The organism is Pseudomonas ficuserectae (assembly GCF_024584585.1).
Lineage (GTDB): Bacteria > Pseudomonadota > Gammaproteobacteria > Pseudomonadales > Pseudomonadaceae > Aquipseudomonas > Aquipseudomonas amygdali.
This window is the reverse complement of the sequence record NZ_CP085684.1, coordinates 2,298,835-2,311,164: the sequence shown is the minus strand read 5'-3', so window position 1 is coordinate 2,311,164 and position 12,330 is coordinate 2,298,835. Positions and strand designations below refer to the sequence as shown.

The following is a 12,330-nucleotide window of genomic DNA, read 5'->3' as shown; positions in this document are numbered from 1 at the left end:
GCCGCGCGCGAGGCAAACAGGGTCAACCGGCGGCCCGGTTCATTTGCCGTGAGGTGCTGTTGCGCCAGCGGGCCAAGTGCTGTTCGCAATAGCGCCGCAGCAGACGGAGCAGCTGTGTTTGCTCGTCGACCAGATAAAAGTGATGGCCCTCGAACATGTCCAAAGAGAATCCGGTGCGGGTCTCTTCCTGCCAGTCGAGCAGTTCCTCGACGCTGATGCTGTCCTGCTTGCCGCCAAATACATGGATCGGCACGCTGAGTGGCTCGCGCACGCCATACACAAAGCTGCCGCAGAGCAGAAAATCGGCGCGCAGGATCGGCAGCATCAACTGCATGAGCTCCTGATTGGCGATGACGTTTTCGCTGGTGCCCTTAAGCGTGCGCAGCCGATCGATCAGTTGCGCATCGGTCTTGGCGGCGACGTATTCGCTGACATCGCGGCGCACCGGACCGGCAGTCGCTGATGCGAACAGCGCCAGCGGTGCGGGCAGACCGCGCTCGCGCAAGGCGTGCGCCAGCTCAAAGGCCAGCAGCCCGCCCAGACTGTGGCCAAACAACGCATAGGGCTTGTCCAGCTCGGCGCTGATTTCGTCGGCCAGACGGTTGGCCAGTTGCACGATATCGGTCTGCAACGCCTCGTCCATACGCATACCGCGGCCGGGAAGCTCCAGAGGCCGTACATTCAGCCACTCCGGCAATTTGCGCCGCCAGGGGCTGTAGAACATCGCGCTGGCGCCGGAAAAAGGCAGGCAGAACAGCGTCAGGCTCACAGACGTACTCATATCTGAACCGTCCGTCTGTTGGCGCGGATGTGAAAGCGGCGTTGCGCGTGATCGAAGCGCATGGGGTTCTCCTGAGGTATTCCCTGGCCGCAACCGTGGTCGGGCCTGTCACCAATGAGAACGGATGGCGTCTGCAAATAATTAGTGGAGATGCGCGTCGCGAGAGCGCACCTGACGAGGCCGCACTGTTAAAGTGCGCTGATTGGCTTTCGCATTTGACAATAATTATCATTAAGGCTAATTTGTTGCCCCATGTGACGGCGCTGCCCCTCCTGCAGCCCTCCCCCTCAATTGTTCAAGCAGCAAGGTGAATTCCATGACGGAACACGTAATCACAAGTAAGTGCGACTCACCATTACTCCAGGCATTCGTCGACAACTACTTGCTGCTGGTCAAAATCGCGGCGCGCATCGTGGGTTGCCGGTCCCGGGCCGAGGACGTAGTGCAGGACGCCTTTTTCAGACTGCGCTCGGCACCTCAAGCCACGCTGACTTTCAAGGCCCAGCTCAGTTACCTGTTTCAGATCGTGCGCAATCTGGCCATCGATCATTACCGCAAACAGGCGCTGGAACAGAAATACACCGGCCCCGAGGCCGAGGGGCTGAATGTGGTCATTCAGGGTGCATCGCCGGAAACCTCGCACATCAACTTCTCCAGCCTGGAGAAAATTGCCGACGCCCTGACCGAACTGCCGCCCCGCACGCGCTACGCGTTCGAGATGTACCGTCTGCACGGCGTGCCACAAAAGGACATCGCCAAGGAACTGGGCGTGTCGCCGACGCTGGTCAACTTCATGATCCGCGATGCGCTTGTTCATTGTCGCAAGGTCAACGGTGCCAACGCTGAAGCGTGATAATTCAGAAAGACAAAAAAAAAATCCGGAGCACTGGCTCCGGATTTTTTGTTTCTACCTTGAATAGACAGTCGATCAGCGGCTGACCTGATATTCAGGCTGTACTTCCGGCATGGCCGAAGAGTGGTGGTTGAGAATCTTCCACTCGTTGCCGATGCGGTGGTAAAGGAACGAATAACGCGCCTGTACCTTGGTTTTCTTGCCGTCTGCAGCCGTCAGAGTGAAGGTGTAGACACCGTTGTCCGCAGCGGCATCAGGCCCCAGACGACGAATCTCACGGTAGTTGATCTCGCCAACCGGTTTAAGCGCCAGGAAGTGATCGAAGTAGTCGGTGATCTCTGCCGGAGTAGCACGTACCTTGTTGGAGACCGTAGGCTGCAAGACTGCGTCCTGCGCATATAACGAGGCGACTGTCTTCGAGTTACCGGTCTGCAGGGCCTTGTTCCAACGGTCAAACAGACCGGCGATTTCCTTGTCATTCACATTGCTTGGCGTCTCGGCCACCATGCGGTAGGTGTAGCCGGACGGCTCGGCAGCAGCCTGAACCATCGGTGCACTCACAGCCAGCAACAGGGCCAGGGCGGTCAATTTAGTTTTCATCGCTACTCTCCTACGGGGTATCTGTTCAGGGATTCAGTGAGTGCCACTTTGCCCTCCCCGCCACTGCGCGCCATCGGCCAACCGGGGTTAACTGTGTATGCCAATCGGCAGATAGGCTTTATCTCCTGATAAAGTTCTAATAGCGTCACTTCCGTTATGCCCGCGCGGGCATCCACCCTCGCTGGAGCTCCCCATGCAAAGCCCCCCCCATGACCCGGCAAGCGCGCTGGCAATCCGCAATCAGTATCGCCAGTCGCAAAGCCGCGCTGCTCGCCTGCGTCTGTTAGTGGATACCGGTCAGGAGCTGACCCAATTACCTCCAGAGGCCATGCGCCAGCGAGTGCTGCAGCGCGCCTGCGCATTCGTCGCCATGGACCATGGCCTGCTGCTGGAATGGGGCACCGACAACAATGTGCAGACCACCGCCAGCCATGGCAATGCCGACCGCCTGAGTACCCTTGAAACAGTTGCCGACCCGCTGGCCATCGGCCCGCAATGGCTGGAGCGCAGCGGTCCCGACTTGCCTTGTGTGCTGTTATTGCCGTTGCGTGGTGCCGACGAAGGCTGTTTCGGCACCTTGATGCTGGCCAACAGCGTAGGCATCAATGCCCCGGACAATGAGGACATCGAGTCCCTGCAACTGCTGGCAACGTTGCTGGCGGCACATCTGGAAAACAATCGACTGCTTGAAGCACTGGTCGTCAGAGAGCGCACCATGTCTGAACTGGTCCGCCAGTTGTTCACCGCTCAGGAAGACGAACGCAAACGCATGGCCTACGACCTGCACGACGGGCTGGCCCAGACACTCGCCGGTCTGCACCAGCGACTGCAGGGTTTTGCCGGTCGCTGTCCGGAACTGCCTGAACCGCTGGATGCCGACCTGCAAGCCATTCTCAAGCTGGCGCAGCACTGCGTCGGTGAAGGTCGGCAGTTGATCAGCGGTCTGCGACCAAGCGTGCTGGATGATTTCGGGCTGTTGCAGGCAGTCGACAAGGAAGCCGACCGGCTGCGTGAAGCGGGCATCGCCGTGCAGTGGACTTCGCGTTCCCAGGCACGCTTGCCCAGCCACCTGGAAATTGCGTTATTCCGCATCGCTCAGGAAGGCATCAACAATGTCTTCAAACACGCAGGTGCCAGCCGCGTAGAATTGGCGTTGGAACTGAGTAACGACAATGTTTCACTAAGCCTGGAAGACAACGGCCGGGGTTTCATCACCGAAAAGCCGCGTAACGGCAGTAGCGTTCAAAAGCTGGGCTTGGTGGCCATGCAGGAACGCGCCAGCCTTCTGGGCGGTCGCCTGACCTGCTTCAGCCGCCTTGAGCGCGGCACCCGGCTGCGCGCCATCGTCCCTTTTACCGCAGACAAGGCAACAACATGACTGACACTGTGCGACTGGTTTTGGCGGACGATCATGAAGTGACCCGCACCGGGTTCGTCTCGCTGCTGGCGGGGCATCCGGAATTCGAAGTGGTCGGCCAGGCCGCAGACGGCCAGCAAGCCATCGACCTGTGCCAGGAACTGCAACCGGACATCGCAATTCTCGACATTCGCATGCCAGTGCTCAACGGACTGGGCGCTGCGCGAATTCTCCAGCAGCGTATGCCGGACCTGAAAGTGGTGATTTTCACCATGGACGACAGCACTGATCATCTGGAAGCCGCGATCAGCGCGGGGGCGGTGGGCTATCTGCTCAAGGACGCCAGCCGCGACGAAGTAATCGCCGGTCTGCAACGTGTGGCCCGTGGCGAAGAAGCCTTGAACAGCACCGTCAGTGCGCGCCTGCTAAGGCGCATGACCGAGCGCAACACCAGTGGCGCAGCTCTGCCGGAATCCCTCACACCTCGCGAACGTCAGGTACTGGGACTGGTGGCGGGCGGCTTCAGCAATCGTGAAATCGGCGAAAAACTCGGCATTACTACCGGCACCGCCAAGGCACACGTGGAAAAGGTCATCGGCAAACTGGGTGCCTCGGACCGTACTCAGGCCGCCGTGCGTGGCGTGGCGCTGGGCCTGGTGAGCCAGTCGACGAGCGAGTGGCGATGACGACAACCGGAAGCAGTCGCTGGGAAGACCTTCCGTTACGCGGCAAGGCGCTGGTGGCCATTTCTTTACCGCTGGCGATTCTCATGTTCTCGCTGGTGCTCATCTATATCGCTGAACGCCAGACCGCTCAGGCAGAGGAAGATGTACGCCGTGTGCTGCTGGTGCAAGGCGACATCCAGACATTGCACACCCAGATCGCAGAAGGTGCGGCCAGCGTACGCGGCTACCTGTTGACCCATCAGGAAGACTTCCTGCCTGGCTACATCAACGCGCAGCCGCTGATCGGTGCGGCATTGGCGCGACTCAACGACAATGTGCGCGATGAGCAGATGCGCGAACACCTCAAAGCCATCGAGCCGCTGATCAACACCAAGGTCGACGGCCTGGAAAAACTGCGCTCGATGAGCATGGAAGATCAACAAACCGTTGCCCGCATTCTGGTCGAAAACAAGTACGTGCTCGACCAGTTGCGCGAGCGGATCGGCATCATGCGCGAGCGCGAAGACGCCTTGCTCGCCGAACGCACCGAAGCGGCGGCCGCTACCCGCGAACGCCTGCTGCGCTCGACCCTGCTGGCAGCCGCCTGCGGAATATTCGGAGCCATTCTGGCCGTGCTGATGCTGTCCAAAGGCATCGTCGCGAGGGTGCATCAGGTGCAACGCAATGCTCAGCGGCTGGCGCTCGGGCACCCGTTGCTGCCCCAACCCCCGGAAAAGGACGAAATCGGCCAGCTCGGCACCCGACTGGTCGAAGCCGGCCAATTGCTGGCCGAACGCGAACGCGCGCTGCGCGACAATGAAGAACGTTTGCGGCTGATCATCGAAGGCGTGAAGGACTACGGCATCTTTGCGCTGGACCGTAACGGCTATGTCACCACCTGGAACGCAGGTGCCGAGCGCATCAAGGGCTACACAGAGCAAGAGATCATCGGTAAGCACTTCTCTGTTTTCTACCTGCCGGAGGAATGTCCGCAACACCCTGACATGGCATTGCGTGAAGCAACGGTCAACGGCCGCTACACAGAAGAAAGCTGGCGCAGACGCAAGGACGGCAGCCGTTTTTGGGCCAGCGTGGTGATTACCGCCCAATACGATGGCAATGATGAACTGCGCGGCTTTTCCAAGATCACCCGTGACATCAGTGATCGTCGTGTCGCCGAAATAGCCCTGGGTACGGCCCGCGAGGAAGCCGAGCGGGCCAGCCGGGCGAAAAGCGAGTTTCTCTCGCGCATGAGCCACGAGTTGCGCACGCCCCTGAACTCGATTCTGGGCTTTGCCCAGTTGCTGGACATGGACTCGCCTGCAAGCCAGCGACCGCAAATCGGCCATATCCTGAGAGCCGGCCAGCACCTGCTGAAACTGATCAATGAAGTGCTCGACATCGCCAGAATCGAAGCCGGGCATGTGTCCCTGAGCCTGGAACCGGTATCACTGTCGAGCGTACTTGAAGAAGCGCTGGTGCTGGTCTCGCCGATGGCGGCTGATGCCAACATCGAATTGAAGGCGTTGCCGCAGTTGCCTGACAAGCTTGGCGTGGTCGCGGACCGCCAGCGCTTGATTCAGGTGTTGCTCAACCTGCTGTCCAACGCCATCAAATACAACCGCCCCGAAGGTCAGGTGCGGATTGAAGTCGAGCAGTCGGACGAGCGCGTTACCGTGAGCGTAATCGATACCGGCTACGGAATTGCGCCAGAGCGTATCGGGCAGTTGTTCAAACCGTTCGAACGACTGGATGCCAACCCGAGCGTCGAGGGCACCGGGCTGGGGCTGGCGCTGAGCAAAAGCATGCTGGAAATGATGCACGGTACCCTGTCAGTGCAGAACACACCAGCTGAAGGCTGCCGCTTCATACTGGAGCTGCCACTTGTTCTGGTGCACGCCCCCACAGCTCCCCTGCCACAGACTGGCATGCCTGCTGACGCCGCCCCTGTCGCCCGCCTGCCTGCTCGCCCGGCTTATCACGGCAAGCTGCTGTGCATCGAAGACAATCTGTCGAGCATGGCCTTGATCGAGACGCTGATGCAGCGCAGGCCCGGTATCCAGTTGCTGTCGAGCATGCAGGGTCAGCTGGGGCTGGATCTGGCCCGCCAGCATGCGCCGCAGCTGATTCTGCTGGACCTGAACCTGCCGGACATCAAAGGCCTTGAGGTGCTGCATCGTCTGCGGCGCTTGCCGGCTACGGCCAATACCCCCGTCCTGATGATTGCAGCTGACACCCGTGATAAAGCCAGTTGCGAACTGAAACAGGCCGGTGCAACGGCCATTCTGACCAAACCCATTCAGGTGCCGGTGTTTCTTGCCCTCCTGGACCAGTATTTACCGGAGCCAACATGACCGGAGATTTCCGCATTCTGATCATTGACGACCAGCGGCCCAACCTTGATCTGATGGAACAACTGCTTGCCCGTGAGGGCCTGACCAATGTGCTGAGCAGCACCGAGCCGTTGCGCACGCTGGACCTGTTCAACAGCTTTGAGCCGGACCTGGTGGTGCTTGATCTACACATGCCCGAATTCGATGGTTTTGCGGTTCTGGAACAGCTCAACCGGCGCATTCCGGCCAATGACTATCTGCCGATCATGGTGCTGACCGCCGACGCGACACGCGATACCCGACTACGCGCACTGGCGCTGGGCGCACGGGATTTCATCAGCAAGCCGCTGGATGCGCTGGAAACCATGTTGCGTATCTGGAACCTGCTGGAAACCCGCGCGCTGTATAAATCGCTGCGCAAGCTGGTGCCGCCGGAAAACATCGAGCTGTTGCGCCAGCCACGGACGCTGGCGCAACAGTGAGGCGTCTTTATTTATTTGATGAGCGTCACCGGCACTGACACTTCATGGATCACCCGCGTGGCTACCGAGCCCAGTAGCAGGCCGCCAAAGTTGCCTAGCCCGCGGGTGCCCATGACCACAGCATCACACCCCAATCGCTGAACCTCGGCTTCTACCTGCTCGGCGACGTTGCCCAGCTCGACATGGGCCTGGAACGGCACGCCCGCTGCGGTCAGCAGCGCAATCGCATCATCGAGCACCCGCTTGCCTTCATTGGTCAGCCCGGCCTTCACACCATCAATCATGTCGGGGGCCAGATAAAGGCTGTAATCAATGGGGCTGGCCTGCACATTGAGGATATGCACCTCAAGCGATTTGGTGAGGTCGCCAGACAATTCGATGACATAGCCCAAGGCACGCATGGCGTGCTCGGAGCCGTCGAAGGGAACCAAAACTTTGTGCATGTGCGCTTTCCTTGAGGGGGTATGCGATCAATATAATCCGTTGACTGGCAGGCAACCACTGCTGAACGGCAGCTTGTTGATTCAGGGCAATGTGTGCTGGCCTACACCTCTGCGACCGCAACACACGATGGGCTGGAAGATGATTTGATTTGACGAAGGCATTTATTCTTCTAGAGTGAGTGCAGTAGTGCAAGCAACGACCGGCAGTGTCGGTATCGGTCTCATGGAACGATCAGTCAATGACTGCCCATTGGAACAAACGCCTCTCGAAACAGGCCACGCTGCTATTCATCCTGGCTGCCAACGTTTTCTATATTCTGCCGTTACTGCTCGCCAATGCGCCCTCTGCCGAAGATGACCGGATCTCAAGCAATGCTCAGGGGCAATGGGCAGAGCAAGGATATCCACTTGCCACCCTCGCCTATCGCGCGCTGACCTTTACAACCGGCGCACCCGAACTCTTCCCACTGCCACTGTTAATCGCTACAGCGCTGATTTCGTGGGCCATGTTCAAGTGGGTGCGTGACTGCTTTGCGACGCCCACAGTGATTGACTGTCTGGTGGTACTGCCGCTTTGGTACAACCCGTTCCTCCTGCAAAGCCTTTCTAGCCACTACGACGGCCCGATCATTGCGCTGGGCATCGCTTTGATCGTTTTCGCAATTGTTTATGACTCCCCCTCAATGGTCAGAAAACTGGCCATTCCAGGCCTGATGATCGCCTGCGCACTGGCGTCCAGTACAACAAGCCTCAATGTTTTCCTCGGCCTCTGTTGCGTTGAATGCATGAGAGCGCTGATACAGCAGCGCATTCCGGGTTTCATTGGCAGGCTGATGATGATCAGGCTGACGCAGTTGTTGTGCGGATTGTGCCTTTACGCGACGGTCGGCGCATACGACTTGCTGACAATGGACAGTCATTGGCTTGCGGAAATAATCAGGCGGCTGGCCCTGCTTCACCAGAACGTGGGATTTTTGTTCAACACAGGCACCACCTGGCTGGCTATCGCGCTTTTACTGGTTGCGCTACCTGGTTACGTCAGCCACGTACTCAATGCATTCAGGCGACCGAACGGCGTTGCCCGCAAGGCAGTCGCTGTCCTCTTTTACCTGAGCCTGCCTGTTGCACTCTTGCTGCTGATTCCCGGAACAGCCTTGTTGGCAAATGATTTCGCTGGCCGGGCCGGAACATTGACGGGATTCTCTACACTGCTGATCGCGCTTTTTTTCCTGATCAACACGCATGCCTGGAAACAGCATGATGCAGTGCGTCTGGTGCTGATCCTGCCGGTCGTGTGCATGCTGTCCTTTTCCTATGCCTACGCCAGAGTGCTGATCCTGCAGAAAGAGCTCGGCACTTATGTACTTTTCAGCCTTGCCTACGACATCGACACCCTGCCTGATCTGCAAAATATAGACACTTTTCACTTCGACAGTCAGCCACTTCAAAACTGGCTGCCAGCGGCCAGCGGAACCTTCGAAAAACTTCCTGCGATCAAATACATCATGAATGTCGACGAGCGCGCGACACCTGCAAGACTGCAACGCGTAGGTATCACTCGCGGTGAATGGCTGACATCGCCATGCACTGCGCAGGACCTGACGTCCAGTGCACCGATAGTTGATCGCACGTTCTACAGCATTAAGGTTCATCAGCAGACCGGCTGCATCGTCATGAAAAAAATTACAACCCCCGATACTTATATCTGGGAACCGTAACCCACTTTCCGCAGCGACACTTCCCATGCCCCCTATCAGATGGCTGAGTCAAGCACTTTCCTGGCAACACTCATATTGGCTACTGCTCGGGGCAAGCCTGCTGTACATAGTTCCGTTTCTCATGGCCGACCAGACTTACGCCGATGACTACTGGAGGTCGCAACTTGCACAGGGTCGCTGGACAGAACAAGGCCGCCCCGGCGTAGACCTGCTTTATATGGTGCTCGGTTTTTCGTCAGGCGCGATCAATCTGTTCCCGCTGCCGTTATTGCTGACCACTGGCCTGCTGGCGGTATCCCTGACCCGCTTGGCGCATCATTACTTTAGCCGCCCTACCGCGCTGAACTGCCTGATTGTGTTGCCTGTTCTGTACAACCCCTTCTTCCTGCAGAACCTGTCTTACCAATACGACGGTCCAGGGATGGTACTGAGCCTGTGCCTGGCGGTGGAGGCACTGCTGCATTCGACCTGCAAGCCGTTGAAAAGCAGCTGGAAAGCGGCCTTATGGGTGGCTGCAGCGCTTGCACTCTATCAGCCGGCACTCAATGTTTTAGTGGGCCTGTACTGTATTGAGTTTATTCGCAGCGTCGAGGTGAGAAAGACGTTCAACGCCTTGTTCTCTTCACTACTGAGCCAACTGATCATCCTGGCAATGGGGCTTCTGATTTATGCGTGCCTGGCGATACCGTTCATCAAAGGCAGTCGCACGCATCTGCTGAATATAAATCAGGGCGCGTTACAGGAGTTAGATGACCGTATACAGTTTCTGGCTCAGCAAATAGCACTGCTCGTGCACGGTGAGTTACTTGAAATGACCGCCACGATTATCACCCTTGTTGCCACTGTGAAACTCATTTCCATCGCGACAGCCCTGCTGCAATATTCCGAGCCCCTCTGGCGCAGAGTGGGCGTGTTTTTCATATTTCTGGTCACCGCCCCACTGCTGATATTTCTTGTATCGGGTACAACCCTGATGCTCAAAGACTTCATCCCGGAGGCCCGAACCCTGACCGGTTTTTCGATACTGATTGTCGCAGCGCTCTATCTTTACGAACGTTCCTGCCCGCCGGAAACGCTGTTACCCAGACTGTTTATCGTCCTGCCACTGGCGGGCATGCTCTCGCTTTCGTTTGTCTACGGGAATGTTCTGAGCGCGCAAAAAGAGCTGGGCCAGCATGTTGCACGAAGCATTGCCTACGACATCGACGCGCTATCACAGTCAAGAACGCTGGAGCGTATACATTTGCGAGGGTTCTATTTGCAAAACTGGTTGCCCGCGGCGCAGTCGGCCTCAAACGTCTTACCGGTACTGGGTTACCTACTGAATACTCATTACCTGACGCTGCCGGAAGCACTGCCGAGAACCGGCATCATCAATGTCCATAAATATACCGAGCCGCCAGTCGGTGAACATCTTCAGCCCCCGGTGCTGATCAGGCCGCTTTATCGCGTTCACCTGTCTGAAAATACGGGTTATCTGGTACTCAAAAAAATCACCGAGCCGCAGGACTATCATCCATAGCACTGACCGCATCGGGCCTCATCCGTCAGGATGGATGGTATTGGTACAGCCAGCTCTCGGTTAACGTCTGCTCACCCAGCCGCAGATACAGACGCATGTCTACCGGTTCTGCACCTTCTACCGTCAGGTCGAATTGCGCCCGCCAATGCCCCGCCATACCGTCAGGCACCGCCTCAGTGAAAATATTGGAGAATGTCCCTCTTGAGCTGGACAATACCGCTTCCGGAAACGTATTGAACGGCACTTTTTCCAGAGTGCGGCCCTGAAATTCGACGACAAATTTTCGCACGCCTTGCGGCCGCGTCTGTCCGGGCCGGCCACCATTACCGAAGCGCGTCGCCACGCAATGTGCCAACTCACCGGGGTACGGCTCATCCGCCAGCCAGTGCAGACGATAACGCAGCCGGTAATCTGTTCCGGGGCCTGCCGGTTTTTCAGGCACCCACATGGCGACGATATTGTCGTGGATCTCATCGTCAGTGGGAATTTCAACCAACTGTACGGCGCCTTTCCCCCAATCGCCCAAGGGCTCGATCCACAGGCTCGGCCGCCGTTCATAATGCACGCCATCCAGGTAATGGCTGAATTCGCGATCCCGCTGCAGCAGACCGAAACCTCGCGGGTTATTGTCACTGAACGCAGATGCCATGGTTCTCGGCGGGTTGTTCAACGGTCGCCATATTCGCTCGCCTGCACCGGTCCAGATCGCCAGTCCGTCGGAGTCATGCACCTCGGGCCGCCAGTCAGCAGCTGTTTTCTTGGCCTGTTCGCTGAACCAGTACATCGAACTGATCGGCGCGATGCCGAACCTTTGCACTTCGCCGCGCATGAACAGTGCGGCCTCGACCTCCATCACCACCCCTTTGCCCCGCTGTATGGCAAAGCGATACGCCCCACAGATACTCGGCCCGTAAAGCAGTGCATAGACAACGACCGAGTCGGATGTATTGCTGTCCGGCGATTCAAACCAGAAGTGAGTGAAGTCGGGAAATTCTTCCGCACGCTCGGGCTGGGCGACATCCAGCGCAATACCCCGTGCGGAAAGTCCATATTGATACAGCTCGCCAATGGCACGAAAGTACGCAGCGCCGAGAAAAGCCGTCCAATCGTTATTACGCCAATCCAGTTTTTTCTGATCGCCTGTTCGACTTTCCTGAAAGCGAAACCCGGCAAAGCCAACACCCTGAGTCAACTGACGCGCAGGGCTGTCTTCAGGCATGTCGAAATACGCCTGATCGTAGAGAATTTCCCTGGCAGCGCCCTTATCGACGACATAGAACCGCACCGGCTTGGGGAAGAACTTCCCCGGATGGAAAAAAGTGACCGGAAACTGCCCCGGTCCCTCCGCGAACAATGCGTACTCCGGCTTGAAACGAATCTTGCCGTGAGCGTCGTAGTCCAGTTTCGCCAGTACCTCCGCCGGAAGAGTTGACGGCACAATGTACGGCTGTGAGGCGGCCTCTTTTGCGCGCTGCACTAAAAGATCAAACGAAAAGGGCTCGCTATCGCCCATTTTCAGCGGCTCGTCAGCCTGTGAGGAAGAAGGGATACCTGATACGAACAACAGAGCAGATAT

11 protein-coding genes are annotated in these 12,330 nt (G+C 57.8%); 7 read left to right on the top strand and 4 right to left on the bottom strand.

Annotated features, from left to right (window positions below; all coding sequences use genetic code 11):
• Nucleotides 1-22 precede the first annotated feature (22 nt).
• Complete coding sequence (locus tag LJU29_RS10300) at nt 23-781, bottom strand: thioesterase II family protein (protein WP_005746812.1); 759 nt, start codon at nt 779-781, stop codon at nt 23-25.
• A 316-nt stretch (nt 782-1,097) separates the two neighbouring features.
• Between LJU29_RS10300 and LJU29_RS10295 the strand changes: the two genes are divergently transcribed.
• Nucleotides 1,098-1,634, top strand: coding sequence for an RNA polymerase factor sigma-70 (locus tag LJU29_RS10295; RefSeq protein WP_002552913.1), 537 nt, complete (start codon nt 1,098-1,100; stop codon nt 1,632-1,634).
• Nucleotides 1,635-1,709: 75 nt separating this feature from the next.
• On the opposite strand, the gene LJU29_RS10290 is transcribed toward LJU29_RS10295, so the two are convergent.
• Entirely contained in the window at nt 1,710-2,234 is a 525-nt protein-coding gene (locus tag LJU29_RS10290; RefSeq protein WP_002552912.1) for an SgcJ/EcaC family oxidoreductase, read from the bottom strand.
• Nucleotides 2,235-2,427: 193 nt separating this feature from the next.
• Between LJU29_RS10290 and LJU29_RS10285 the strand changes: the two genes are divergently transcribed.
• Genes LJU29_RS10285 through LJU29_RS10270 form a run of 4 tightly spaced genes read left to right on the top strand, consistent with a single transcriptional unit; the run spans nt 2,428 to nt 7,071 of the window.
• A complete protein-coding gene (locus tag LJU29_RS10285) occupies nt 2,428-3,612 on the top strand; it encodes a sensor histidine kinase (protein WP_005746811.1) in 1,185 nt (394 codons plus the stop codon).
• The gene (locus tag LJU29_RS10280; protein WP_002552911.1) at nt 3,609-4,277 is read left to right on the top strand and encodes a response regulator; all 669 of its coding nucleotides are present in this window, start codon (nt 3,609-3,611) and stop codon (nt 4,275-4,277) included. The genes LJU29_RS10285 and LJU29_RS10280 overlap by 4 nt, the downstream gene beginning before the upstream one ends.
• Complete coding sequence (locus LJU29_RS10275; RefSeq protein ID WP_257112238.1) at nt 4,274-6,610, top strand: ATP-binding protein; 2,337 nt, start codon at nt 4,274-4,276, stop codon at nt 6,608-6,610. Before LJU29_RS10280 ends, LJU29_RS10275 begins: the two co-directional genes overlap by 4 nt.
• On the top strand, nt 6,607-7,071 hold the full coding sequence (locus LJU29_RS10270) for a response regulator (protein WP_002552910.1): 465 nt from the start codon (nt 6,607-6,609) through the stop codon (nt 7,069-7,071). The genes LJU29_RS10275 and LJU29_RS10270 overlap by 4 nt, the downstream gene beginning before the upstream one ends.
• Before the next feature lie 11 nt (nt 7,072-7,082).
• Here LJU29_RS10270 and LJU29_RS10265 read toward each other — a convergent pair whose 3' ends face one another.
• Complete coding sequence (locus LJU29_RS10265) at nt 7,083-7,514, bottom strand: universal stress protein (protein ID WP_002552909.1); 432 nt, start codon at nt 7,512-7,514, stop codon at nt 7,083-7,085.
• A gap of 239 nt (nt 7,515-7,753) precedes the next feature.
• Here LJU29_RS10265 and LJU29_RS10260 point away from each other — a divergent pair, with 239 nt between their 5' ends.
• Complete coding sequence (locus LJU29_RS10260) at nt 7,754-9,232, top strand: hypothetical protein (protein WP_257112234.1); 1,479 nt, start codon at nt 7,754-7,756, stop codon at nt 9,230-9,232.
• A 25-nt stretch (nt 9,233-9,257) separates the two neighbouring features.
• Complete coding sequence (locus tag LJU29_RS10255; protein WP_306459396.1) at nt 9,258-10,754, top strand: glucosyltransferase domain-containing protein; 1,497 nt, start codon at nt 9,258-9,260, stop codon at nt 10,752-10,754.
• A 25-nt stretch (nt 10,755-10,779) separates the two neighbouring features.
• Here LJU29_RS10255 and LJU29_RS10250 read toward each other — a convergent pair whose 3' ends face one another.
• Nucleotides 10,780-12,267: an OpgD/OpgG family glucan biosynthesis protein gene (locus LJU29_RS10250; RefSeq protein WP_221033936.1), complete on the bottom strand. Its 1,488-nt coding sequence runs from the start codon at nt 12,265-12,267 to the stop codon at nt 10,780-10,782.
• Between the last annotated feature and the right edge of the window lie 63 nt (nt 12,268-12,330).